Raw genomic sequence first — 25,354 nt, forward strand, 5'->3', positions numbered from 1 at the left:
ACGAGGACAGGCTCCCGGCGGTGCGCCGGGAGCCTGTCTCTTGTGGCCGGTCACAGCAGGCCGACACGGGTATCCGCTCGGTAGCCGACGGTGCCGGTGAGCAGGCGGTCCGGCCGGGGTGCCAGCAGGTACGGGTCAAGGCACACGCCGATGTGCGCCCTGCATGTCGCCTGAGTGCGTACCGCCCAGTCGCGCGGCGGTCTGGGAAGGCGCAGGAGGGTGTCGCGGTGCCCGTAGTCCAGGGCCCACGTTCCCCTCACGTAGTAGAGGACGTGCGCGGTGCGGGGATACGCATCCCCTGCGCGCAGCCCCAGGCCATAGGCGATCCCGTACAGGTAGCGCTCGCCTTGGTGCGCCTGGGGGTGCCCGAGCATCACGTGGGGGTTGCCGTTGTCCCCTGTGCGGTAGACGGCGCGTACCTCGCGCAGGAACTCGGGACCGGGTGTGAGAGCCCGGGGCAGGATGACGCTCACTCCGTCACCTGCCACCGCAGCTCGGCCCAGACAGATTTGCCCATTGGGCGGTCGTCGACGCCCCAGTCGTGGGCGAGGGCATCGACGTTGAAGAGTCCGCGCCCCCGTTGCCGTTCCGCGCTTTCCGGCTTGCGGCGGGGACGGCGGCGGCACGGGTCCTGCACCTTGATGCGGACCAGGCCGGGGGCGGCAGCGAGGACGACGCGGAGGGAATCGCCCGGTTCGGTGCCGTAGCGCACGGCGTTGGTCACCAGCTCGGAGACGACGAGGACCACGTCATTCAGGCGTTCTTCGGGTACGTCGGGGACTCCGTGGGTGACGAACTCGTGTGCCCAGGATCGCGCGGCGTGCACCAACTCGGGCGAGCTGTCCATGAGGAATTGCGGAGGCGGCCCGATGGGCGGGCAGAGCAGCAGATTCAGTCCCTGTGGGCGCACGGGCACCATGCGATCCCCTTCCAAGGCATGCCGCAGCAGCGCGAAATGTCATCGCGCCAGCGGGAACGGTCCCGATCTCGTGACGCCAGGTTGCCCCTTCAGTGCACCGCGCCGCAAGGCTAGCTGATGTAAATGCAAAATTGCACACTCGGGCGGGGCGAAGGTGACATCCGGTGACGGCGCACGGCAGACTGTCGGCCATATGGTGAGCGGGGAGGAGGGCCAGTGAGTGCGCCCACGGTGCGCCGGCGCAGGCTTGGCGGAAGGCTGCGAGAGCTGCGCGGCTCCCTCACCCTCGACGACGTCGCCGAGAGGTCAGGCGGGAAGTTCGGCACGCACAAACTGAGCCGACTGGAGACGGCGAAGGTCGCGGCCAAGCAGCAGGACATCGACGAGCTACTCAGCTTGTACGCGGAGTTGGGTCGCGAGATCGACGACGAACTGCGAGCGGCCCTCTTGGCGCTCACCAAAGAGAGCGTGCAGCGTGGTTGGTGGCACTCGTACCGTGGCGTCATCAGTCCGGCCTACGAGGATCTGATCTCGCTCGAGGCCGAAGCCACATGTGCCAAGTGCTGGCAACTCGGAGCGATCCCGGGTCTCCTCCAGACGTCTGAGTATGCCCGCGAGATCATCAAGGCGACCGCCATGTCAGACGACATCCAGGCCAAGGTCGACGCTTTGGTCGAGGTGCGCCTCGCGAGACAGGCCGTTCTGACCCGTGAGAATCCGTTGAAGCTCTGGGTCGTGATCGCCGAGGGCGCCCTTCGCACGCGAACGGCAGATCTCTCGGTCATGGATGAACAGCTGAGCCGCCTGCTGGCGATGGGCAAGCGGCCGAACATCGACATCCAAGTCCTGAGATCGGACGCGCCGCTGCATGTCGGACAGGTCGGAAGCTTCTCCATCCTGGGGTTCGACGATCACAACGACCTGGATGTCGTCCACACCGAGATGCTTACCGCTGCCGCCACGTACGTCGAGCAACGACAGGAGGTCGCGATGTATCGAGACGCTGCACAGCGGCTCGCGGCTGTGGCCGAGTCTGTCGAGAGGTCGGCAGAAATGATCACGGAGATCAGGAAGGCCCTTTGAGTCGCACGCTGACGACGCATCCGTGCTCCCAGTGACCTGGTGGAAGTCGTCGCGCGGTGACGCCGCTGCGCAGTGCGTCGAGTGCGGCATCGTCGATGCTGCTGAGCAGATCGCCGCTGTGCGGGACAGTAAGGTCCCGACGGGTCCGGCTGTGCTGCTCTCGTATGCCGCGTTCGGTGGTTTCGTCGAAGGCGTCAAGCGCGGAGCCCTGTAGCGGCCCCAAACGTGGCGAAGCTACCCCGTCCCGTCCCGGCCAGGCGGCCGGGACGGGCGGCGGATCCACCGCTAAGGGGGACCGGTAGCCGTCGCGACGGTTGCCGACCTTGACGAGGAGGATGACGAGCCCGCCGTCAGTGCATCGAGTGCACGGGAACGTGCTCGGGCGGCGCGGTTCGGGGCGGCGCATGACTCATGATCAGCTATTGGTCAGGGCGTGACCGGAAAGGGATTTGCCCTTCCGTTGGGTGTTGTTAGGGTCTCGATAGGTGGCCTGACCAGCCGCCTAGATCCGTGGCCTGACCAGCCACGCAGTGTGGCATGGTGGCTGATATTGCACCCTGCTGCTGCAATGTTCCATTGCGCGGGTTCCGGGGGGAACGAATCGTGAGGAAATCTTCGGCATGCTCGGACACTTTCACGTCCGGGTCCGCGTGCGCGTCCGTATCGACGCTGTGCAGCGCCGTTCTGCCATAGCCGGCCGCCCTCTTCTTTGATCCGGCTGGTGCGCGCGCCTGTTGGGCGCGCTCCTGCGGCCTTCCCTCGTTTCTGTCACCGGGAAGGCAGTCTCCTACGTTCCCGTGCCCCTCGGCCTGCTCTGAGCCGTGCTCACCGGAGCGGGCCGCCTCTTACCGTGACGAAATAAGGACTATCTAACTGTGTTGCGCAGAAATAAAATGCGAACTGGTATTCGACAGAATGTCATACGTGCGGTCACGGGCACCACCGCGATGGCGGCGGTCCTCGCGTTGGGCTCCGAGAGCGTGGTGTTCGCCGTGCCGACGCCTCCGCACAAGGTGGCGCGGGCCGTGGGCATCGGCACCAGCGATACCGAGCGCGTCGCGGCCGCCGCTGTGGTTCGGCTTGACCCGACGGCGGACGTCATGCTCCTGAGCGACTACGACTTCATCCACGCCCTGTGGCAGAAGGCGAGCGACGCCGGGGAGAGGCTCGACTCCGTGCGCACGGCCGCGGAGAAGGCACTGGCCAGTACCGTGGCGGCCGACCACGTCTCGTTCATCGTCACCGGTGTTCACGACGCGCTGAAGTTGGACCAGAAGCGCGAGCGTGACAAGGCCGAGGCCGCGCGCGCGGCGCGGCAGGCCCGGCAGAGTGTCCTCACCGTGATCGGCATCCCGAGCACCCCAGAGCTGCTGGCCCTCAGCGACGACAACTTCATCCGGGCCCTTATCCGGCACCAGTCCTCGGGCATCGAGGTGCGCGCCGCCGCCACGCGTGCCCTGCAGGGTGACGAAGCCGCTTGGCGGGAGTTCATCGTCAACGGGGCGCGCGCGGCCCACAAGAAGGACGTGGACCGGGAGCTCGCGGAGCTGGAGGAGAATAACCGCAAGGAGGCGGAGCTCCGCCGGAACCAGGCTGCGCGCAAGAACGTCGCCGCTCTGTTCCGCGTTCCGATGACAGCGGGTCTGCTGGAGGTGAGCGACGACAACTTCCTCCGCGAGATGCTGCGGCAGGCGCCGGCGGACCTGAAGGACTCAGAGCTGTACCGGGCCGCCCAGAAGGCGGTGCTCAGCACCAAGGCCGCTGACTGGCTGGACTTCCTCTACACCGGCGCCGACGCGGCCTACAAGCGCGATGACGACGCAAGGCGCAAGAAGCTTGCGGAGGCCAACCGCATGCTGGCCCAGCAGATCCTCGCCACGGCCAAGGAGCGCGGCTTCAACCCGAACCTCGTGGCATCGGCGGAGAAGGCCCTGGCGGCCGGTGACGTACAGGTCGCGGAATTCCTCTCGGAGGAGGGCCAGAAGCGGGCCCGGCGGCAGACTCTGTTGTTCGGGGTCCGGGACCCCCAGGACCCATTGAAGGGGTTCCCTCTGCGCCACACCGGTGTCAGCGGGGGGACGATCTCCGCCGGTCCGGTGACCTCGGACAGCTCGCAGGACATGCGGGAAAACGCGACGTGGCTCGTCGTGCCGTCGCTGGCGGGCCAGGCCGGCTGCTTCTCGTTCGAGGCGGCGAGCAAGCCCGGCCATTACATCAAGGGCACCGTCAACCGGGGAGCGGTGGTCCTGGGGGCGAACGACAACACCGCGGCCTTCCGCAACAGCGCCACCTGGTGTTTCGATGACTTCACGAAGGGCATCTGGTACGGCCACCCCGACTCTGCCGTGTTCACCTGGTCGGTTGCCGACAAGTTCAAGGTCCGGCTGGACCAGCGCAACGAGCTGGTGACGGGCCCGCCGGCGTCGACTGGAGGCTCGCTGGGGTTCGTCGGCTACCAGGGGTGGGCCGTCACCGACCCGCTCGCCCCGTGACGGGCACGCTGCGTGAACCTCCGCTGGGCAGAGCCGTCCGCGCCGGGCTGACCGCCGCCACGGCCGTCGCAGCGGTCGCGGGGACCCTCGCTGGGAGTCCGGCCCAGGCCCAGGACATCCCGGGCGAGGAGACGTTCGTACGGGCGTCGGCCGCAGTGCCCGCAGTCCTCTCCTCTTCGGCGGATCCGGGAGCGGCGGAGGCGATGCTGGCTGCAGCGGCTGCCGGAGCGCGCGCCGAGGTACAGCGGATCGCTTTGTCGGGGCTCCCGGCGGAGCTGCGGACGTCGGCGTGGAACGCGCTGCGCAGTACCCGGGGCGATGTGGCCATCACCGACTGGCTGGCCCCGGACGGGGGCTTCGATCAGGCCAAAAAGCGGCTGAGGGACGCCCGTTCCCGCAATCGGCAGTTCTGCGAACGCGTCGTACGCACCCACCCCGCGGAGTTCGCACCGCAGACCCGCGCTGCGGCGGAGCGGGCCCTGAAGGGTTCGGATGCCGACCGGGCCGCGTTCGTAAAGACCGGCTACGCCCAGGCACAGCAGAGTGACCGGGTCGCCCGGGATGCGGCTGCCGCCGAGCGGCAGGCGGTGCTGGACCGCGACCGGGAATTCGTAGGGTCGCTGGCCGAGCACGATCCGGGCGAGCAGGTCCGGGTTGCGGCGCAGTGGGCGCTCCGGCCCGGAGCCGCGGACGAGGACGTCCGGGAGTTCTACGGGTTCGGCTGGGTGACCGGTGCAACCCTCGACCTGGAGGGCCACCGGCTGCGCACCACGGACTCCGAGGCGCTGCGCCACCGCACGCTCGCGGTCCTGAGCAGGACCGCGACCGAAGCCGAGGCGGCACTGCGCGACGCGACCGACGCCGCTGCGGCCCGTGACCGGGCGGAACGTGCCTGGCAGGCCGTGGCTTCGCTCGCCCGTGATGCCCAGACCGCCTGGCAGGCGGAGCGGAAGCACGCGGCGCAGCAGGCTGAGAACTGGCAGCGCGTCCAGGTCCTCGCCCTGGCCGACGCGCGGGAGATGTGGAAGCTCCTCGCCGAGCCCGCCGAAGCGAACCGGCAGTCCTGGGTCAAGGAGGAACAGACCGCGGTCGGTTCCGCGGCGTTCTGGCAGGACATCCTCGGCCGGGCCCGCGACGGCGAGACCCGCGTGAAGGGCTGATCACCCCGCAGGTGACCAGCGCCGACGCGCCCGGCCGCGCCCGCCGGATCCCGGCACGGCACGGCACGCCGGACCGTCCTCGAGGCACGGGTGCTCCGCCCCTTTCAGCACAGGGGTGGGGCACCCGCCCCCTTTTTCCCGGCACTCTTGCCAGCCCTGCGCGGCCGCCATGCCCCTTATCGCCACCATCGGAGGAGATCCTTCTCATGAGAGCACGACTTCGGCCAGGCGCCGGAGGACGACCGGGCCGTTTCCGTACGGCCCTCGCCAAGGCGGTGTCCACGACCGTGGCCGCCGCCGTACTGGGCGGGCTCGCCACGCCCGCCCAGGCGGCCGTACCCGCAGCGGAGAGCCTCACCTCCGCCCAGGCGGCCGCGCTGTTAGCCGTGGTCGCCCGGATGAAGGCGGACGCCCCCGCACCCGTGGCCCCGCAGACCTCGCTGGCCCGGCTCAGTGCCGATGCCGACCGCCGACTGGTGGAGGACTACGCGGAGTTCGACGAGGAGGAGGAAGTCCGCGAGGCCGCCAGGAAGGCGCTGGCGAGCACCGACCCCAACGCAATCCGCGACTTCCTGCAGCGGGGCGAAGCCGAGGCTCGCCAGCGAGCCAAGGACAAGCGGAACGCCACCGACACCGAGAACCGCAAGAAGATCGAGGCGCTGCGCGGCACGGGCGGCCCATATTTCAACGCCGAGGTGGAACGCGTCCTGAAGGCCACCGCGCAGGACCGCGCGGACTTCCTGGCCTTCGGCGCGGACATCGCCCGCCAGCGCGACAAGACGACCCAGGACAACGACCGCAAACGGGCCGAGGAGAACCGCAAGCGCGTCGAATTGCTCGCCGCCACCGGCGGCCAGGAGGTGAAGGCGGCCGCCCGGCTCGCCCTCGCCTCCGGTGATGACAAGGCGATCGCGGAGTTCCTGGACAAGGGCTACGCGATCGCCGCGCAGAAGGACGCCGACGAGCGGGCCGCGCGGGAGAAGGAGCAGAAAGAGACCCTAGAGGCGGCGGAACGGCTGCGCAAGCTCGCCGAAAACTCCGCCCGCGCCGCGGAGGCCCGTACCAAGCTGATCGCCGCGCACGGGGATGCCGTACGCGCGCTGAAGAACTCCTCCAACGCCATGAGCCTGGCGGCCGCCGCCTCGCGGGATGCCGACCGGCTGCTCGCCGGGGACCGGGCCGGCAAGCGGGTGTCGGACTACACGGAGGTGAAGAAGGACGTCGTCCGGCAGGTCGGCTTCGCCGACACCGCCGCCAAGCAGGCCCAGGTGGCCGCCGGGCAGGCCAAGGTGCAGGCCGAGATCCTTGTCGAGACCGGGCTGGCCCACGGCACCCAGTGGTCGGACGTGGCCACCGGTATCTCCGCGGCTGCGGAAGCAGCCCTGCGCGCCACCCAGACCGCCCAGCACGCAGTCGACGCCGCTGCCGCGGACGCCGCCGGCCTCGACTCGGCGAACCAGGCCCAGCTGCACGAGCAGCAGGCCAAGGCATGGCGCGACAATGCCGAGGAGCACGCCAAGGCCGCATCCGAACTGGCCCGCCAGGCCGAGAAGCAGGCCAAAACCGCGGCCGACGCCGCAACCAAGAGCCGGCAGGCCCGCATCGATGCGGAGCAGGCCGAGAAGACGGCCTGGGAACACGCCCGCAAGACCCGCGACGCTCGGGTGGAGGCCCAGCGACAGGCCAAGATCGCTGACGAGCAGCAGGCCATCGCCCAGAACGAGCGCAATCTGGCCGCTGTGGCACGGGCCCGGTCCGAACGGGAGCGGGACGCAGCAGCGCAGGCGAGAACGCGAGCGGACGACGAGGCGCGTACGGCTTCGGCCAGGCGGTCCGAGGCGCAGGCCGCCGCGTCCACCGCCGCGGACATGCGCACACGGGCGGCGACACAGGAGGACAAGGCCTCCACGGCCGCCAAGCTGGCCCAGGACGAGGAGACCAAGGCCCGCGACGCGAGGAACAAGGCGTACGAGGCGGAACGGCTGCACAAGGCGGAGGAAGCGCGGGCCCGGGCCACCGAGGCGCTGGCTGCCGCGGCGAGCGGCACGTCCGACGCCGCTCTGGCGCGGCAGGCCGCGGACGCGGCGCGGGCCGACGCCAACGCCGCCGGCAGCGCGGCCGTCACCGCCCGCACCGCCGCCGACGCGGCCTCCGGGGCGGCGATGAGGTCCCGGTCAGCAGCCATTGAAGCGGCGGGTGCCGCCTCACGGGCCCGCGCTGCGGCGGCCGAGGCCGGCGCGCACGCCTCGCGGGCCGGCGCTGCCGCGAACACCGCCGAGGCTGCCGCCTTCGCCGCGAGCGCGGCGGCGAACAAGGCCGAGGCCCAGGCCGGGCGAACGCGCGCCGCGGCCCAGCAGGCGAACGCCAAGGCGGCCGAGGCCACCGCGCAGGAGAACCGCGCGGGCACCGCCGCCCACACGGCCGCCCGACTGGCCGGGCTGACCGCGATCGAAGCCAACCACGCCCTCCAGGCGGCCAACCGCACCCGGGACGAGGCCGACGGGGCCACCCGCGAGGCGGCCATGGCACAGCTCCAGTCCACCATCGCGGTCCAGGCCGCCACCGGGGCCCGGACCACGGCGGCGGGCATCGTCGATCCGGCCAACACCGCCATCACGCTCACCGCGCCCTTCGCCGGCAAGGACCTCGACGCCGACTTCGCCGCGGCGGTGGCGGGCGCCGCACTGAAGATGGGCAAAGAGCAGCTCGCCTCCGCGGAAGCCAAAGCCGCCGAGGCGGTCAAGGCCGCCGAGGACGCCGACGCGGCGGCGAAGCGGGCGAACACACAGGTGGCACCCGCTTTCAAGGCAGCCGCCGCTGCAGCCCGCTCGACGGCGGACGCCGCGCGTTCGTCGGCAGCCGCGACGGCATCGGCGGCTCAGGCGGCGGACGACGGTGCGAAGGCCAGAGCGGCCGCGACACGGGCCAACGAGGCCGACGCGCAGGCCCAAACCGACGCGCAGCAGGCTCGCCAGGCTGCGAAGGACGCCTACGCGGACGCGGCAGCCGCACGTACGGCGGCCACCCAGGCCGAAGCCGAGGCGGAACGCGCCAGGACCGCCGCCACTGAGGCGGAGAACCAGGCCGCTGCGGCAGCCGCCGCCGCCACCCAGGCCGAGAAGGAAGCGAACACCGCCCAGAGCGCCGCCACCCAGGCGGAGAAGGACGCCACCGCCGCCGCCAAACTCGCCACCTCCGCCGAAGAACACGCCAAGTCCGCAGAGACCGCGGCCAAGAACGCCAACCAGCACGCCCGCGAAGCCGACGACGCGGCCAAGAAAGCCGAGGAAGACCAGCGCGAACAGCAACGCAAGGAGCGCGAGGAAGCCGCGAAGACCAAGGAGAAGAGCACCGGCCCACCCGTCTCGCCGGAGGAAACGGAGCGCAAGGCGCTCGAAGCGGCTGGCATCACCCCCGAGGAGTACCAGGCGGCCCGAGCGCTCGTCGAGAAGGACCTCATCGACTACCTACTGGAGAACGGCGCCGAGATCCTCGTCGAACTCTTCCTCGAGGACATCAAGGCCTGCATCGACGATCCCGACATCCCGACCTGCCTCTGGGCCATCGTCCAGAACCTCGGCCCAGCCAAGGCCGTCAAGATCGCCAGCAAGCTCCCGAGGATCGCGAAGGCCATCGCCGGGATCAACACCTTCCTCGACAAGTCAGCCAAGGCGAAGAAGCTCATCCAAAAGGGCGAGAAAATCGTCGAGCAGATCAGGAGGGGGATTCCTGACTGTCTTATAGATAGGGTCAAGGGCAAGAATCCGGGCCCCGCCCCGAAATCCGGCATGCGGATGGCTGGCGCCGACGGAAAGGATAAGGGCAAGGATAAGGATGACGACTGCCCGGCCATCGGACTCTCCATCTACCGCACCCCAAAGATGGTCGACAAGGAATACGAGGAAAAGAATGGCCCTAACCCAGCCTCACACACCACTGGTGACGCCTCGGTCTACTTTGGAGAGCGCAGCATCGCCGAGGAATACATCGGCAGCGGCAGCGGACCCTACGCAGATGGCATGTTCAGGTATGATATGGCGCCGGAGTTCCTGGCGACATTCGCCGATACTGCTGGGCGCTACGACTGGAAGGGCCCGAACGGCAGCCCGCGCATCGAGTTCGTGATTCCCGTCAGTCGACTGAAGGAGTTCAACTCGCTCACGGTGAATCGAAAGTGGCTGAAGAACGGGAAGGACGACGGCAAATGAACTTCCGCTTGCACCACGAGGTCGACGTGACCGTGGTCGCCGCTCAACCCTGGGGGTTGGACGTGGAGTCGCAGGACGGCACCCCAGGATTCGTCGACCAGACCAAGAGCCCGGCCTGGCCATCAGGTGATCAGGACGCTCTCGTTGGCACGGTGCTCCACGCCGTCGTCGTCGACGACCGGCGAAACCCGGTCCGACTGAGCGCTCTCGACACAGATTTGGAAATCGCCCGCCAGAAGCGTTCGGCGACCGGCAACTGATTTCTAAGGGCATCCGGCCCAGGGGTCCATCGGATTCGAATCCGATGGACCCCTGACTGTCCGGCCGGGTGACGTTCTGGCTGTCGCACACCGCCCGTCCGCCAGCCCGCAGGTGCTCTTCGGCGCGCCTACCTGCCGGCCAGAAGTACCCTCCGCGCGGTTCCGTGAGTCGACTTACGGACCGGCCGGGTGGGGGGCCGGGGCCAGGAATGCGGCAGCGCCGGCCCGGCGGGTGCGGGTCGGCCCTGTCGCGTGCGGCACTCGCGCTGCAACGCAGTCGAGAGCCCAAGAAGAAGTTCGGAAAGTCCTCCAGGGATACCGGAGGAGTTGAAACCCACTGCCTCACCATCGTGGTGAGCGTGCACGGGGACCCAGTGACATGTACCCGATTCTTCCAACCACGTGAGCTGAGAGAGGAGGCCGACATGGGCCTGGGTATCCGGAGGTTGAACCGTGCACAGGACGTTGTCGAGGAGTTCGATGACGCCGCGGAGGGCTCGTTCCTCGCGATGTGCGTGCGAGCGCCGGAAAACAGCCTACGGCGCGGCATCTCGCCGTACGACCTGGCAAGCCGCGCCTTCGCCGGGCTCGGTGAACAGTTCGGCCAGCAGCTCGGCCATGGTCACGGCCGGGCCGCCTTCGGCCAGGACCGCTTCGGCTTCGCGGGCGAGCAGCTCGTCGGCCGCTTCTTCGAGTGCGTTGAAATCCGCGATGGGGACCAGGGCGGCCACCGGAGCGCCGTTGCGCGTGATGACGGTCGGAGAGCCCTGCTCGGCACGGTTGATGTGGTCCGCGAAGTGGGCGTGGGCTTCACGCACGGTCACAGCCTTCTCACTCATGCCGCCAGTATGCGCCGGGGTGTGAACACGCCCCGGTGAAGAGTTGCCTGTCAGCGGCGGCCGTCGAGGGGTGGTTTCCTACCTTGAACCCAGTCCAGGCCGAACCCGTACTGGCGGTCCACGCGCTCGTGGACGGAGAGCCGCTCGTCCGGCTGGTACCAGGTCACCTCGCGCCGTACGACGAGCCCGTCCCCCTCTGGCACGGCGCTGGCGATCGTGCATCCCACCGCCCCGGCCGGGGAGTCGTCGAGCAGGATCCGACAGCCCGGTCCGGTGGGCGCGGCCACGTCGACGGCGGCCCCCAGTCGGCGGAAGTCGGCGGAGCCCTCGTAGATGTAGACGAAGAACACCAGCCGGCTGAACAGCTCGCGGTACCGCAGGTTCACCCGCAGTGTCTCCCCGTCCGAGGAACCGCCTGTCCGGTCGTCGTGGTCGAGAGCGACGTACGGCCACTCGGCGAGCGTGCCGAAGCCGTCCCCCAGCGCTTGCACGACCGTCGCCGAGCCGTCCCGGAAGGCGACGAGGCAGCACAGATCGATGTCCGCGCGTGAGGTCGGCAGCCAGTTGAGGTTCGCCTGGAGATTCCCGCGTCCCTGGATCCGCGCCTGCGGAGCCGCCTTCGTGAGCACGTGCGCGGCGGGTGCCTCGGCGCGCAGCCGGATGATCCCGCGCGGCCGGTCGGCTGAGCTCATTTTCCCGCCCCCTGTCCAGATGATGGGGGATCATATGACGGATCATTGGCTTGGGCTATGATCCGACGGCGCCGCAGCCGGTCGCTCGCGACGCGCAGGGGGTGCGGCCTTCGTACGCGCCCGTGCGGACGCACGGCCATCACCCCGCATCTTCCATGGGGGTGGAAATGCCCGTTGGGGCACTGGCGACGACCTCGAAGGTCGCCGCGCAACTCACCGACCTCGCCGCACACCCTGGACTGGGCTCCCGGCAGGACGAGCTGCAGTCGCTGGCCAACGCCCTTCAGGGGCTGGGGGACGGTGACATCGAGCCGTGGACCGAGCTGGACCTGCTCCAGGCCTTCGCCCGGCCGGAAAGCGTTCACGCCGCCGTCAGCGAGACGCCTGAACACCGTGCCTGGGGCTTCGTCGAAGTCGGCATCGGCGTTCTGGTGTTCGTGCCCCTGCTGCTCACCTGGCTCGGCCTCAGCCGCGCGACCAGTGCCTACCAGGCGCTCATAGGAGAGGATCCGGCGGCCGCGGCACGGCCCTTCCTCCAGCTGTGGCAGTCGGGGTTCGAGGGCCGGCTGTCGGGCTGGTCGAGCTTCGGCGAGGTCGCCACCCTCGCCACCTCCGTGATCTGCCTGCTGGTCCTGCTCGCCGGTGTCCACGGGGTGCGGCGTGCCCTGACGGAGCGCCGGGCGGAGGACGCGCAACGTACCGCTGACGACCTGCTGGCCCGGCTCGTCCCGCTGCTGACCCGGGCCCAGTTGCTCCTGAACGAGCAGCGGCTGTCCTCCCCGCAGCGGTTCGCCGCCGAGCTCACCGGCGCGGCGGTCACCCTGGGCAAGCTCGGAGACAAGGCGGTGCGTGCCCACAGGCAGCTGGATACGGCCGCCACATCGATCGCCGTCGCCGTCGAGCAGGCCGGCAGCCGACTGGCCTCCGTCGATGCCGCCGTGGGTCCGCTGGAGCAGGCCGTGTCCCGGGTCGAGAGCGCGGTGCGGACCAGTACGGACGAGGTCGGCAAGGCCGTGGCCGGCCTCGCCGCCCCGCTGGAGCAGAACAGCGCCCGGGTGGAGTCCGCGGTGAGCGGCAGCGGAATCATGGTCCGCCAGGCGCTGGAGGACGTACGCGCGGTCAACGGTGAGGTACGCGACGCCCTGGGCGCCGCCGGTGAGCGGGTCGAGGACTCGGTGACGGGCCTCGCCGCCGCGCAACGTTCCTTCACCACCGGCACGGAGGTCGCGGCGGACGTGTCGGCCCGGGTCCTTTCCCGCCTGGGCGAGGTCACGGAGAGCACGGCCGAGGCCGTGGCGCTCTCGCAGCGGGCGGTGCTCGGGCTGGACGAGCAGACGGGGGCGCTGCGCGAGGCCGCCGAGCGCTTCGCCGAGCTGGCCGAGGTGATGGGCAAGGTCGCGGCGGAGATCAGTGCCGCCGCCGTCGTTCCGGCGGGCGCCACTCCTCCTGTTACGGCTGTTCCGGCCCCCGCGGCTGCGGTGGATCTCGGGAAGGCCGGGGATGCCCGTCACGAGCGGGCGGCCGACCAGGTCCCGGCGGATGCCCGATGACGAAGGCGCGGCGGTCGCGGTTCAGCCCGCTGACCCTCGCCGGCTGGCTGTTCGCCGACATGCTGCTGGTCCTGGCCCTGGTGGCCATGGGCGACCAGGGCGATCCGGTGAAGGCCGCGTCGGCCAAGCAGCGGCCCGGCGCCTCTCAGAGCCCCAGTCTGTCGCCGAGCCCGAGTGCGAAGCCGACGCCCTCGGGCCCCCGGGCGGTCGAACGGGAGGCCGTCGAGATCTCCCTCGACGCGGGCGCGGGCGATGTGGAGCGCATCGTGCGCCAGCTGCGTGAGAAGACCGAGCAGCACAAGGGCCGCACCGCGGCCTTCGTCCTGACGTTCGGGCGCAGCCCCGAGGTCGGGGTCGGAGTGGACTACGCCCGCCGCGTCAACGCCCTCCTGGGCCAGGCACGTCCGGAGATGTTCACCGGCGCGACCACCAGGGACTTCTTCGTCCAGGGGGCCTCCGGAGGGCATGCCGACATCGAGATCTACTTCTACACCTACTGACCCCCCCAACAGCCCGAGCCGATCACCCCGGAGGCGTGAGCCCGTGCAGATCCTTCCCTTCTACCTGGTGTGCGACGAGTCCGGCTCGATGGCAGGACCGTCGATCGACAGCATCAACAGCGCACTGCCAGAACTCCACAAGGAGATCAGCACCAATCCGACGGTCGCCGACAAGACCCGCTTCTGCCTCATCGGCTTCTCGGATGACGCCACCGTGCTCCAGCCGCTGGCCGACCTCAGCGACCTCGACACCCTGCCCGCCCTCGCGGCCGGGGGGCTGACCGCGTACGGGCAAGCCTTCCGCACGCTGCTGCGCTGCATCGAGAGCGACGTGGCGGCGCTCAAGGCGCAGGGCCACGAGGTCTACCGCCCCGTGGCGTTCTTCCTCTCCGACGGCGGCCCCACCGACGAGGACTGGATCCAGGCCCACAAGGAGCTCACCGAGGCGCGCTACCGGCCCAACATCATCGCCTTCGGCATCGGCGAGGCCGACCGGGCGACGATCGGGCACGTCGCCAACTTCCGGGCGTTCATTCAGGAGGACACCACCGTGTCTCCCGCAGCCGCGCTCCGCGAGTTCGCGGCCAGCCTGACGCGGTCCATCGTGCGGTCGGCGAGCAGCATCGCCGCGAACGGCAACGACGCCTTCAACCTCGTCATCGACGACACGGTGCCCGGGTTCTCCACGGTCACCCTCGACAAGCTCTGAGGCGACAGATGCACAACGAGACCAGCGAAGCGACGGGTCACGCGGCGGAGCGCCCCGTGGACGACTTGCCGTACGAGACGCTCCCCTACGCGTCGGCTCCGCCGACCGCTCCGTCCGTTCCGGCCGTGCTGCACGTCCTCCCCGTCATGGAGGCACCCACCCCCGACGCCGACGCCCCCCAGACCGGGGCCCCCGCCCTGGAGGCCCCGGCCGAGGTCGCTCCCGCCCCCGCGGCCGGCGCCCACGGCCTCGGCGACCCCGCCTTCAGCGGCCCCAAGCCTCCCCTCTATGTCCCCCATCCGGCGGCCGCGGTTTCCGCCCGCCGGGACGTGGATGCCTCGGTCGTGCCCGACGTCGTCCTCGACGGGGCCACCCACGGGCCGCTGACGGTGCGGGCCGCTTCCGTGCGCGGGGACGCCCACCGCTATCACGCCGAGCCCCGGCAGGACTCCCTTGTCGTGGCCCGGCTCGGCGGGGCCGATCCATCTGGGCTGCTCCTCCTCGGCGTGGCGGACGGAGTCGGCTCCGCGCCACGCTCCCACCTCGGATCCCGGATGGTGTGCCGTGACATCGTCCGTTTCCTCGACGAATATGCCGAGGAGCTGTCCGAGTGTCTGCGCACAGGGAACGAGAAGGCTCTCACCAGCATGGTGAGCTCGGCTGTCGGCCGGGTGGCGGCCGAGCTGGAGCGGGCCGCTGCGGGAGCCGGGCACCAGCCCGCCGACTGGGCGACCACCCTGCGTGTCGTCCTGGTGCCGCTGGACCCACTGGTGCGCGGGCGGGTCTTGTTCACCGTCGGGGACGGCGGGACGGCCCGGCTGCGCGGCGGTGTCTGGGAGCACGATGTGGTGGGCCGGGCCGATGATTCCGGCGCCGCCGGAATCATCGACACCCGTACCGCCGCCCTGCCCTCCACGCGCCATGCCGAGGTGGACCTCTTCACGGCCCTGCCCGGCGACCTTCTGGTGCTGTGCACCGACGGCCTGTCCACGCCGCTTGAAGGGGACGAGGAGATGCGCCGCTTCCTGGGCCGGGCCTGGGGCGCGGACGCACCGGGGCTGGCGGACTTCTTGTGGCAGCTCCAGTACCGCGTCAAGTCGTACGACGACGACCGCACTGCCGTCTGCCTGTGGGAGGCGAACGCGTGACCGTGGTAGACGGCGCTGATGTGCCGCTGTCCGCGCTGCGGCCGCTCAAGAAGATCGGCGACGGCGGCCAGGGCGAGGTGAGCACGCTCGACGGGCAGCCGCACGTCCTCTACAAGAGTTACCGCGAGCCGCACCTGGTCAACGGGGACGCCCTGTCCGGCCTGGTCTCCGTACGTCTGGCGCTGGGCCCCGCCGAGCGGGACCAGCTCGACGCCTCGGCCGCCTGGCCGCTGTGCCGGGTCGTCGACGAAGGCCGGGTCACGGGCTTCCTGATGAACGAGGCACCCGCCTCGATGAGCTGGTCCACCGCGGACGGCTCGACCCGGCTGACGGAGATGGCCTTCCTGCTGCGCCCCGCCAAGGCGGCCTGGCAGGGCGTGATCCAGCCGACCCCCGCCGAGCGGTACGGCCTCCTGGTGGCGCTGGCCGAGCTGGTGGACCGGCTGCACGCGACGGGCCTCGTCGTCGGTGACCTCTCACAGGCCAACGTGCTGTGGACGGTCCGCCCCGCCCCGGCCGTGCACCTGCTCGACTGTGACGGGATCCGGCTGAGCGGAAGCGCTCCGGTCCTGGCCCAGGCGGATACCCCCGACTGGAACGACCCGCTGGCACCGCCGGGCACGGTCACCGTGGACAGCGACCGCTACAAGGCGGCGCTCGCCATCGGCCGGATCCTTGCTCAGGACGCGTATGTGGCCCCGGGCCGGCCCCTCGTACCACTGCCCGGAGTGCTCGACGACCGCCGGGAGGCGGCCGTCCGCGCCCTCTACGACGCGGCTGCGGGCGCGTACGGCACACGGCCGGGGCTCGGCCAGTGGAGGGTGGCCCTGGCCGGCCGGGCCCAGGTCAGGCTCACGGCCGGGCAGCCCAGGCCCAGGCCCGCGCTCGACCCGTCCAAATTCGAGGGGCCGAGGTCCCGGGGGACGATTCGACTGCGCGACTGAACATCGTGTTCCGCCCGATGAGTGGCTGGTGGGGCGGGGGAGCAGGCCCGGTGCGGGGGCAGTGCGGGGGGCCTGGGGAGGCCGAAAGTCCCCCTGTCCATATGAGGTTCGTGAAGTTCTTCACAAGGAAAAGGGGTCCACTGGGTCAACAAGAGGCCGCTTCGGGGCCTTCTTGGGGGTCGCAGGGCCGTTTCAGCACCTGTTTGTGCGATGCGCGGGCGCGACGGGTTTCGTATCAGAGGTAAGGACGAAACCCAGTGGTCCAGTCCGGTTGAGGCCTTGGAGGCCAGTTCAGGACGGGTGAACAACGACTCCCGTTACACGTTGGTTCCCGTTGCGCGCCATGACCTGGGTCACGCGGGCCGCGCAGTGTAGCAGAGGGTGTCCAGCACCTTGTGAAGGGGCTCACGAGCGTCACCCCTTGGGGTGCTGGATACTCATTCCATGAGCACCACGGAGCGTCCCAGGATCCTCGTAGTAGGAGGTGGGTACGTAGGCCTGTACGCGGCCAAGCGCATCATGAAGAAGATGCGCTACGCCGAGGCGACCGTCACGGTCGTCGACCCGCGGTCGTACATGACCTACCAGCCCTTCCTCCCCGAAGTGGCCGCAGGCAGCATCTCGCCTCGGCACGTCGTCGTCCCGCTGCGACGCGTGCTGCCCAAGGCGGAGGTTCTTACCGGCCGGGTCACCACCATCGACCAGGACCGCAAGGTCGCCGTCGTCACGCCGCTGGTCGGCGAGGCGTACGAGCTGCCCTTCGACTACCTGGTGATCGCGCTCGGCGCCGTCTCCCGCACCTTCCCGATCCCCGGCCTGGCCGAACAGGGCATCGGTATGAAGGGTGTCGAGGAGGGCATCGGCCTGCGCAACCACGTCCTCGAGCAGCTCGACAAGGCGGAGTCCACGACGGACGAGAACGTCCGCCGCAAGGCCCTCACCTTCGTCTTCGTCGGCGGCGGCTTCGCCGGCGCCGAGACGATCGGCGAGGTCGAGGACATGGCCCGCGACGCCGCGAAGTACTACACCACGATCAAGCGCGAGGACATGCGCTTCATCCTGGTCGACGCGGCCGACAAGATCCTTCCCGAGGTCGGGCCCAAGCTCGGCACCTGGGGCAAGGAGCACCTCGAGTCGCGCGGCATCGAGATCTACCTCAGCACCTCCATGGACTCCTGCGTGGACGGCCACGTGGTGCTGAAGAACGGCCTCGAGGTCGACTCCAACACCATCGTGTGGACCGCGGGCGTCAAGCCCAACCCGGCGCTGGCCCGCTACGGCCTGCCGCTGGGCCCGCGCGGCCACGTCGACACCGCCCCGACCCTCCAGGTCCAGGGCACCGACTACATCTGGGCCGCGGGCGACAACGCCCAGGTCCCGGACATGGCCGCCCGCAAGGCCGGCGTCGAGAACGCCTGGTGCCCGCCGAACGCCCAGCACGCGCTGCGCCAGGCCAAGGTCCTCGGCGACAACGTGGTCTCCGGCATGCGGGGCTTCCCGCAGAAGGAGTACGCGCACTCCAACAAGGGTGCGGTGGCGGGCCTCGGCCTCCACAAGGGCGTCGCGATGATCGTCATGGGCAAGATGAAGATCAAGCTCAAGGGCCGGCTCGCCTGGTACATGCACCGTGGCTACCACGGCATGGCCATGCCGACCTGGAACCGCAAGATCCGCGTCTTCGCCGACTGGACCCTCGGCATGTTCCTCAAGCGTGAGGTCGTCTCCCTCGGAGCGCTGGAGACCCCCCGCGAGGAGTTCTACGAGGCCGCCAAGCCGGCGCCGGCTCCGGCCGCCGCCGCTGCCCCGGCCGAGAAGGCCAAGGCCTCCTGACCCGGGCCCGTCCGGCAGGATCCTGAGCACGACCCCGAAGGGGCCGCCCGCCATCCGTGGTGCGGGGGGCCCCTTCGGCGTACCCGGGAACCGCCGTACGGGAGCGTCGTAAGGACCGTCGTACGGCCGCCGTACGGGACCCGCCCCGCCCGGCCGCCTACCAGCGGCCCGGCGGGGCGCGCTCGAGGCGCGGTCAAGGGCCGGTCCAGCGGGCGGACCGGCCTGGATTGCCCCGGAGGGGAAGTGGGAAGTCGTTCCACGGAACTTCTGGAGGTGCCTGAAATGACCGACGCCGCGCCGCGGCTGGCAGCGATTGCCGAAACCCTGCTGGGCGCCCCCGTGCCCGTGCGCATACGGGCCTGGGACGGCAGCGAGGCCGGCCCGATCACCGGCCCCACCCTGGTGCTGAACCACCGGCGGGCCCTGCGCCGCATCCTGTGGAAGCCGGGCGAGCTGGGGCTGGCCCGCGCCTGGGTCGCGGGGGACCTGACTGTCGAGGGCGACCTGTTCGAGCTGCTGGACCGGGTGGCCGGCCTGCTCTGGGAGCGGGAGCACGTCCCCGCGCCGGCGCCCGTGCCCGCGCCGGCCCGCAGCGGCCTGGCCAAGCTCGCCGCCCTGCGCCCGCACCTGCCCGGGCACGTCGCCGGCTCCGGCGGCACGGCCGCGCTCCTGCGCGACCCGGCCGCACGGGCCGCCGTACGGGACCTCGTGGCCCTGGCGCGCCCGTGGCCCGCGCCCGCGCCGCCGCCCGAGGAGGCCGTCCGCCGCGGCGGGCCGCGGCACTCCAAGCGGCGCGACAGCGAGGCGATCAGCCACCACTACGACGTGGGCAACGACTTCTACGAGCGGGTCCTCGGCCCCTCGATGGTCTACTCCTGCGCCTACTGGACCCCGGACGGAACCCTGGAGGACGCCCAGCGCGACAAGCTGGACCTGGTCTGCCGCAAGCTCGGCCTGAAGCCGGGGGAGCGGCTCCTGGAGGTCGGCTGCGGCTGGGGCTCCATGGCCCTGCACGCGGCCCGCGAGTACGGGGTCCAGGTCACCGGCATAACGCTCTCGCGCGAACAGGCCGCCTACGCCCGCAAGCGGATCGCGGAGGAGGGCCTGACCGACCGGATCGAGATCCGGGTGCAGGACTACCGGGACGTCAAGGACGGCCCCTACGACGCGATTTCCTCGATCGGCATGGCCGAGCACGTCGGCGCCGAGCTGTACCGGGAGTACGCGCGCACCCTGCACGCGCTCCTGAAGCCCGGCGGGCGGCTGCTGAACCACCAGATCGCGCGGCCCCCGGAGCACGACGAGGAGGCGTACCAGGTCGACGAGTTCATCGACGCGTACGTCTTCCCCGACGGGGAGCTCTCCCCGCTCGGCACCACCGTCGGCGAACTGGAGCGGGCCGGCTTCGAGGTCCGCGACGTGGAGGCGCTGCGCGAGCACTACGCGCTGACCCTGCGCGCCTGGGTGGCGCGCCTGGAGGAGCACTGGGACGAGGCCGTACGGCTCACCTCGCCCGGGCGGGCCCGGGTGTGGCTGCTGTACATGGCGGCCTCCGCGCTCGGCTTCGAGCACAACCGCCTGGGGGTCAACCAGGTGCTGGCGGTACGGCCCGGGGACGGAGGGGTCTCGGGGATGCCGCTGCGGGCGCGCGCCTGGGGCGCGTAGGACCCGTACGCACACAGCGGGAAGGGCCCCGGGGCGTGTGCCCCGGGGCCCTTCCGTGTGCCGTGTGCCGCCGTACTACTCGGTCTTGATGGCGGTGAGCATGTTCAGCCGGGCGGCGCTGCGGGCCGGCCACATGGCGGCCAGGACGCCGACGACGGCGGCCAGCAGGAGGAAGATGCCGATCCGGTCGTAGGGGAGGACCAGTTCGTAGTTCGGCACCGCCTTGGTGAGGGTGGTGCCGACCGCCCAGGCGAGGAAGACGCCGATGGCGACACCGAGGACCGCGCCGAAGAGCGAGATCACCACGGACTCCAGGCGGATCATGTTCTTGACCCGGCTCCGGTCGAGGCCGATCGCCCGCAGCATGCCGATCTCCTGGGTCCGCTCGAAGACGGACATCGCCAGGGTGTTGACCACGCCGAGCACCGAGATGATCAGCGCCATGCCGAGCAGGCCGTACATGACGTTCAGCATCGTGTTGATGAGGCCGCCCATCTCGTTGCGCATGTCCTGCTGGGTGGCGACGGTCATCGCCGGGTTCTTGCCGAGGGCGTCGATGACGGCCTGCTGGCCGGCCTTGGAGTCGCCGGCGGTGGCGTTGACGTAGACCTCGCGGATGTACTGCTGGTCCGAGTGCTCGCCGAGGATCTTGTTGTCCATGACGTAGGGGGACAGCAGGCCCTCGAGGTCCTTGTAGACCGCGCCGACCTTGAGGGTGGCCTTCTGGCCGTCCTCGAACTGGGCGGGGAGGGTGGAGCCGACGGTGAGGTTCTGCTTCTTCGCGGTGCTCTCGGCGACCGCGACCTCGCCCTTGCCGAGGCTGCTCAGCGAGCCGCCCACCACGTCGATGTTCAGCAGCTCGCCGATGGCGGCCGGGTTGACCCCGGAGGCCGCGCGGAAGCTGTCGCCGACCTTGAAGTAGCCGTCGGCCTGCGGGGAGACCGCCTTGATGCCGGGGGCCTTGGCCAGGGTCTCGGCGACCGACTTGTCCAGGCTGCCGGTGCCGCCGGCCATGGTGACCTTGTAGTCGGCCTTGAGCTTGTCGGTGCTCATCCGGTCGACGGCCTTGCCCATGGTGACGCCGAGCACCGACATGGTGGTGACCAGGGTGAGGCCGATCGCCAGGGAGGCGGCGGTGACGGCGGTGCGGCGCGGGTTGCGCACGGCGTTCTGCGCGGCCAGCTTGCCGGGGACGCCGAAGAGCTTCTGCAGGAGCGGTCGGACGGCCGCGATGACCGGCTTGGAGAGCAGCGGGAGCAGCACGATCATGCCGATCAGCATGAAGAACGCGCCGCCGCCGATGACCATGCGGCCGTCGCCGCCCATCGAGATGCCGAGGAAGACGACGCCGATGCCGAGGAGGCTGGTCACGGAGCCGATGACGTTGCGCAGCAGGAGGGACTTGGCGGAGGCCGGCAGGTGGGCGCTGCCCATGGCGGCGACCGGGGCGATCCGGCCGGTGCGCCAGGCGGGCACCAGGGCGGCGGCGGTGGTGACGAGGACGCCGATGACCAGGGCCGTGATGACGGTGCCCGGGGCGATGACCAGGTCCCCGGCGGGGATCTTGGCGCCGAAGGAGTCCATCAGGGAGCGCATGCCGACCGCCAGGCCGATGCCGCAGGCCAGGCCGATGGCGGCCGAGAGGGCGCCGACGACGAGGGCCTCGGCGAGCACCGAGCGGATGACCTGGCCGCGGTTGGCGCCGACGGCGCGCAGCAGGGCCAGCTCCCTGGTGCGCTGGGTGACCAGCATGGTGAAGGTGTTGTAGATCAGGAAGACGCCGACGAAGAGGGAGATGCCGGCGAAGGCGAGCAGCATGGTGCTCATGCTGCTCATGCCCTTCTCGATGTCCTTGGCCTGCTGGGCGGCGAGCGCCGCGCCGGTCTGCGCCTTGGTGTTCTTGCCGTCGAGCAGGGGCTTGATGTCGGCGAGCAGCTGGTCGGCCGAGGTGCCGGCCTTGGCGGAGACCGAGAGCTCGTCGTAGAAGCCGGGCTGGAGGTAGAGCTCCTGGGCGACCTTGGTGTCGAAGAGCACCAGGCTGCCGCCCGCGTTGACGGCGCCGTCCTCGGTGGTGAAGACGCCGGCGAGGGTGAACTCCCTGACCGGGCCGTTGGTGGCGACGCGGACCTTGTCGCCGGCCTTGTAACGGCCCGTGGCGGCGGTCTCCTTGTCGAGGGCGATCTGGTCGTCCTTGGTGGGGCCGGTGCCCTCGGTGAAGGTGTAGCGGGGGTCCTTGCCGTCCTTGACGGGGGCGTAGTTGGAGCCCTTGTTGGCCCAGCCGGAGCCGATCAGCTTGCCGTCCTCGTCGCCGACGCCGGCGAAGCCCGCGACGCGGCCGGAGACCGAGTCGACGCCCTTGACGGCCTTGACCTTCTCCAGGGTCTGCTGGCTGATGCCGGGCTCGCCCTGCTTCTGGCCGTCCGCGTCGCGGCCGGAGCCGTACGAGGTCACGGAGACGGCGACGCCGCTGTAGCTCTTGGCGGACTGGCCGGACAGGGACTTGCTGAGGGTGTCGGTGAAGACGAGGGTGCCGGAGACGAAGGCGACGCCGAGGGTGACGGCGAGCACCGTCATCAGCAGCCGGGCCTTGTGCGCGAGGACGTTGCGCAGGGCGGTACGGAACATGGGGATCTCAGTCCTGGGGCTGGAGGTCTGTGAGGAGGGCTGCGGGAGCGCCGCGGAGCGGGCCGGTGCGGCTCCGGGTCAGCTGGTGCGGCCCTTGGCGTCGAAGGCCTTCATCCGGTCGAGCACGCCGTCGGCGGTGGGCCCGTACATCTCGTCGACGATCCGGCCGTCGGCGAGGAAGATGACGCGGTCCGCGTAGGAGGCGGCGACCGCGTCGTGGGTGACCATCACGACGGTCTGGCCGAGCTCGCGCACCGAGTTGCGCAGGAAGCCGAGGACTTCGGCGCCGGAGCGGGAGTCCAGGTTTCCGGTGGGCTCGTCACCGAAGATGATCTCGGGGCGGGAGGCCAGGGCGCGGGCGACCGCCACGCGCTGCTGCTGGCCGCCGGAGAGCTGCGTGGGGCGGTGGGAGAGGCGGCCGGAGAGGCCGACCATCTCGATGACCTTGTCCAGCCACTGCTTGTCGGCCTTGCGGCCGGCGATGTCCATGGGGAGGGTGATGTTCTCCAGGGCCGTCAGGGTCGGCAGCAGGTTGAAGGCCTGGAAGATGAAGCCGATCTTGTCCCGGCGCAGCTGGGTCAGCTGCTTGTCCTTGAGGGTGCCCAGCTCGGTGTCGCCGATGCGGACCGAGCCGCCGGAGAAGGTGTCCAGGCCGGCGACGCAGTGCATCAGCGTGGACTTGCCGGAGCCGGAGGGGCCCATGATCGCGGTGAACTGGCCCTGGGCGAAGTCGACGGAGACGTTGTCCAGCGCGACCACCTGGGTCTCGCCCTGGCCGTACACCTTGGAGAGCTGCGTGGCGCGGGCGGCCACGGCCTGTGCGGTGTGCTGCCGGGCGTAGTTCATGGCGGTCACGGGGGGACTCCTGTCGAGCGGGTGCTGCGGTGTGGCGGGACCTTCCCATCCTCACCGGGGCCACCCCCGCCGGGGATCAGCCGAGGTGCCCGTTCGACGGCCCACTGGAGTCTGACCGGGGGCGCCCCCGTCTCCTCCTTTGGTATGACAGAGGGGGGCCGGCGCGGGGGCCCGCACAGGGGGTGGCCCGGGGTGGCGGACGGGGTGGCGGGGGGCAGCGGAATCAGGTCATTCCCGGGGTGGGGCACGGCGTCGGCCGGACGGGGGCCGACCGCGACTTATCAGGTCTGACGCCCACTCAATCACCAATAAAATCAGACAACATCGGATAGACGGCCCGCTGGCGGGCGGGGTGTTCCGGATAGGCTCATCACTGCGTTCAAGTGCTTTTCCCACGGGGCCCGCCGCGCCTTGCCCGGATGGTGGAATGCAGACACGGCGAGCTTAAACCTCGCTGGCCCTCGGGCCGTGCCGGTTCAAGTCCGGCTCCGGGCACTTCCGCAGCTCTTCCGTTTATCCTCGGCGGTTCGCCGCGCCTTCTCCTAAGATCCTCCTCCAGCAGTAGGGTGCTTTCTTTGCGAGCGCATTACTCTTGAAGCAAGGCTGCGCACGGTGGCCATGGAGGAGTGAGATGAGGAGCAGTAACCCGGTCTTCTCGCGACGGGGGTTCAGCCGCGACAACGGCGGCTACGCGGGCTTCGAGGCGCAGCAGGCGCAGGCGCAGGCCGGGACCGCGACCAACCCGTACGCGACGAATCCTTACGCCACCGACCCGACCACCGGCATGCCGGCGGCCCCGGTGCGCGGCAATGTGATGACCATCGACGACGTCGTGAGCCGTACGGCCATGACGCTCGGCACGCTGATCGTCACCGCGACCATCGCCTGGATCGCCCTGCCGGTCGACCCGGCCAATGTCGGCAAGTCGTACGGCATCGCCATCGGCTCGGCGATCATCGCGTTCGTCCTCGCCATGATCCAGAGCTTCAAGCGCAAGCCGGCTCCGGCGCTGATCCTCGGCTACGCGGCGTTCGAGGGTGTCTTCCTCGGCGTCATCAGCATGGTGACCAGCAACCTGATCAGCCCCGGGGTGGTCGTCCAGGCCGTGCTCGGCACGATGTGCGTCTTCGCCGGCGTGCTCGTGGCGTACAAGATGCGCTGGATCCGCGTCACCCGCCGGTTCACCGGCTTCGTGATGGCCGCGGCCCTCGGCTTCGTCCTGCTCATGGTGGCGAACTCGCTGTTCATGGTCTTCGGCGGCGGCGACGGCCTCGGCTTCCGCAGCGGCCCGCTCGGGATCGTCTTCGGCATCGTCGGCGTCATCCTGGGCGCCTGCTTCCTCGCCCTGGACTTCAAGCAGGTCGAGGACGGCGTGACGTACGGCGCCCCGCGCGAGGAGTCCTGGCTGGCGGCCTTCGGCCTCACCCTGACCCTGGTGTGGATCTACCTGGAGCTGCTGCGCCTGTTCCAGATCCTCTCGGGCGACGACTAGTCGTACCGGTAGGGCATCGGCATGGGGAAGGCCCCGCGAGCGGACCGCTCGCGGGGCCTTCCCGCGTTCTGGGCTCGTGAGGGGGTCAGGGGTCGGGTGTCGGGGGTCGGAGTCGGGGGGCTCAGCCGAAGCGGCGGGCGGCTCTGCGCAGGCCGTGCTCGTGGATGATCGCCTTGGCCTGGCCGTACGACAGGTCGTGCGCGCCGAGCAGCCAGCTGACCTTCTCCTCGAACCGGACGAGGGAGGGGCCCTCGTCGACGGTGCGGAGCCAGTCGGAGATCTCACGACCGGTGGTCCGGGGGATTCTGTCGATCATGTTGCGGTGCGTCTGCTCGGAGAACTCTACGGACATGGGCGCCTCCGGGGGTGTCGCCGTGTTCTCT

At 70.3% G+C, this 25,354-nt stretch carries 21 protein-coding genes and 1 tRNA gene; 15 read left to right on the top strand and 7 right to left on the bottom strand.

The window, feature by feature from the left end; translation table 11 throughout:
- Positions 1–50: 50 nt before the first annotated feature.
- Together OOK34_RS16020 and OOK34_RS16025 are read right to left on the bottom strand one after the other, a co-directional pair.
- Positions 51–473, bottom strand: coding sequence for a hypothetical protein (locus OOK34_RS16020; protein WP_267034552.1), 423 nt, complete (start codon positions 471–473; stop codon positions 51–53).
- Positions 470–919 carry an anti-sigma regulatory factor gene (locus tag OOK34_RS16025; RefSeq protein WP_267034553.1) on the bottom strand — a complete coding sequence of 150 codons (450 nt, stop codon included), beginning with the start codon at positions 917–919 and terminating at the stop codon, positions 470–472. The genes OOK34_RS16020 and OOK34_RS16025 overlap by 4 nt, the downstream gene beginning before the upstream one ends.
- 216 nt (positions 920–1,135) lie before the next feature.
- On the opposite strand from OOK34_RS16025, the gene OOK34_RS16030 reads away from it, so the two are divergent.
- The 6 genes from OOK34_RS16030 to OOK34_RS16055 all read left to right on the top strand — a co-directional run bounded on the left by OOK34_RS16030 (position 1,136) and on the right by OOK34_RS16055 (position 10,122).
- Positions 1,136–2,002, top strand: a complete 867-nt coding sequence (locus OOK34_RS16030) for a DUF5753 domain-containing protein (protein ID WP_267034554.1) — start codon at positions 1,136–1,138, stop codon at positions 2,000–2,002.
- A 22-nt stretch (positions 2,003–2,024) separates the two neighbouring features.
- The gene (locus tag OOK34_RS16035) at positions 2,025–2,216 is read left to right on the top strand and encodes a DUF397 domain-containing protein (protein ID WP_267034555.1); all 192 of its coding nucleotides are present in this window, start codon (positions 2,025–2,027) and stop codon (positions 2,214–2,216) included.
- A gap of 811 nt (positions 2,217–3,027) precedes the next feature.
- Entirely contained in the window at positions 3,028–4,494 is a 1,467-nt protein-coding gene (locus OOK34_RS16040) for an AbfB domain-containing protein (RefSeq protein WP_267034556.1), read from the top strand.
- Entirely contained in the window at positions 4,491–5,654 is a 1,164-nt protein-coding gene (locus OOK34_RS16045) for an ALF repeat-containing protein (protein ID WP_267034557.1), read from the top strand. Before OOK34_RS16040 ends, OOK34_RS16045 begins: the two co-directional genes overlap by 4 nt.
- Positions 5,655–5,860: 206 nt before the next feature.
- Positions 5,861–9,862, top strand: a complete 4,002-nt coding sequence (locus OOK34_RS16050; RefSeq protein WP_267034558.1) for a hypothetical protein — start codon at positions 5,861–5,863, stop codon at positions 9,860–9,862.
- Entirely contained in the window at positions 9,859–10,122 is a 264-nt protein-coding gene (locus OOK34_RS16055; protein WP_267034559.1) for a hypothetical protein, read from the top strand. The genes OOK34_RS16050 and OOK34_RS16055 overlap by 4 nt, the downstream gene beginning before the upstream one ends.
- 536 nt (positions 10,123–10,658) lie before the next feature.
- Here OOK34_RS16055 and OOK34_RS16060 read toward each other — a convergent pair.
- Both OOK34_RS16060 and OOK34_RS16065 read right to left on the bottom strand, forming a co-directional pair.
- Positions 10,659–10,961 carry a type II toxin-antitoxin system Phd/YefM family antitoxin gene (locus OOK34_RS16060; protein ID WP_267034560.1) on the bottom strand — a complete coding sequence of 101 codons (303 nt, stop codon included), beginning with the start codon at positions 10,959–10,961 and terminating at the stop codon, positions 10,659–10,661.
- Between the two features lie 50 nt (positions 10,962–11,011).
- The gene (locus OOK34_RS16065; protein WP_267034561.1) at positions 11,012–11,653 is read right to left on the bottom strand and encodes a tellurium resistance protein; all 642 of its coding nucleotides are present in this window, start codon (positions 11,651–11,653) and stop codon (positions 11,012–11,014) included.
- A gap of 167 nt (positions 11,654–11,820) precedes the next feature.
- Here OOK34_RS16065 and OOK34_RS16070 point away from each other — a divergent pair, with 167 nt between their 5' ends.
- From OOK34_RS16070 to OOK34_RS16100, 7 genes are all read left to right on the top strand, one after another.
- On the top strand, positions 11,821–13,203 hold the full coding sequence (locus tag OOK34_RS16070; protein WP_267034562.1) for a methyl-accepting chemotaxis protein: 1,383 nt from the start codon (positions 11,821–11,823) through the stop codon (positions 13,201–13,203).
- Positions 13,200–13,703 (top strand): hypothetical protein, encoded by a 504-nt coding sequence (locus OOK34_RS16075; RefSeq protein WP_267034563.1) that lies wholly within the window; start codon positions 13,200–13,202, stop codon positions 13,701–13,703. The genes OOK34_RS16070 and OOK34_RS16075 overlap by 4 nt, the downstream gene beginning before the upstream one ends.
- 43 nt (positions 13,704–13,746) lie before the next feature.
- Positions 13,747–14,412, top strand: a complete 666-nt coding sequence (locus OOK34_RS16080) for a VWA domain-containing protein (protein WP_267034564.1) — start codon at positions 13,747–13,749, stop codon at positions 14,410–14,412.
- A 56-nt stretch (positions 14,413–14,468) separates the two neighbouring features.
- The gene (locus OOK34_RS16085; RefSeq protein WP_267034565.1) at positions 14,469–15,560 is read left to right on the top strand and encodes a PP2C family serine/threonine-protein phosphatase; all 1,092 of its coding nucleotides are present in this window, start codon (positions 14,469–14,471) and stop codon (positions 15,558–15,560) included.
- Positions 15,557–16,504, top strand: a complete 948-nt coding sequence (locus OOK34_RS16090; RefSeq protein ID WP_267034566.1) for a hypothetical protein — start codon at positions 15,557–15,559, stop codon at positions 16,502–16,504. Before OOK34_RS16085 ends, OOK34_RS16090 begins: the two co-directional genes overlap by 4 nt.
- Before the next feature lie 444 nt (positions 16,505–16,948).
- Positions 16,949–18,334, top strand: coding sequence for an NAD(P)/FAD-dependent oxidoreductase (locus OOK34_RS16095; protein WP_267034567.1), 1,386 nt, complete (start codon positions 16,949–16,951; stop codon positions 18,332–18,334).
- A 282-nt stretch (positions 18,335–18,616) separates the two neighbouring features.
- Positions 18,617–19,999: a cyclopropane-fatty-acyl-phospholipid synthase family protein gene (locus OOK34_RS16100; RefSeq protein ID WP_267034568.1), complete on the top strand. Its 1,383-nt coding sequence runs from the start codon at positions 18,617–18,619 to the stop codon at positions 19,997–19,999.
- A gap of 75 nt (positions 20,000–20,074) precedes the next feature.
- Here the strand turns inward: OOK34_RS16100 and OOK34_RS16105 are convergent, their stop codons facing one another.
- Complete coding sequence (locus tag OOK34_RS16105) at positions 20,075–22,624, bottom strand: ABC transporter permease (RefSeq protein WP_267034569.1); 2,550 nt, start codon at positions 22,622–22,624, stop codon at positions 20,075–20,077.
- Between the two features lie 78 nt (positions 22,625–22,702).
- The gene (locus OOK34_RS16110; protein ID WP_267036762.1) at positions 22,703–23,470 is read right to left on the bottom strand and encodes an ABC transporter ATP-binding protein; all 768 of its coding nucleotides are present in this window, start codon (positions 23,468–23,470) and stop codon (positions 22,703–22,705) included.
- Positions 23,471–23,892: 422 nt separating this feature from the next.
- On the opposite strand from OOK34_RS16110, the gene OOK34_RS16115 reads away from it, so the two are divergent.
- Positions 23,893–23,974, top strand: a tRNA-Leu gene (locus OOK34_RS16115).
- 136 nt (positions 23,975–24,110) lie between these two features.
- Positions 24,111–24,971, top strand: coding sequence for a Bax inhibitor-1/YccA family protein (locus tag OOK34_RS16120; protein WP_267034570.1), 861 nt, complete (start codon positions 24,111–24,113; stop codon positions 24,969–24,971).
- Between the two features lie 121 nt (positions 24,972–25,092).
- On the opposite strand, the gene OOK34_RS16125 is transcribed toward OOK34_RS16120, so the two are convergent.
- Complete coding sequence (locus OOK34_RS16125) at positions 25,093–25,323, bottom strand: DUF4287 domain-containing protein (protein WP_267034571.1); 231 nt, start codon at positions 25,321–25,323, stop codon at positions 25,093–25,095.
- Between the last annotated feature and the right edge of the window lie 31 nt (positions 25,324–25,354).

This window comes from Streptomyces sp. NBC_00091, from assembly GCF_026343185.1.
GTDB lineage: Bacteria > Actinomycetota > Actinomycetes > Streptomycetales > Streptomycetaceae > Streptomyces.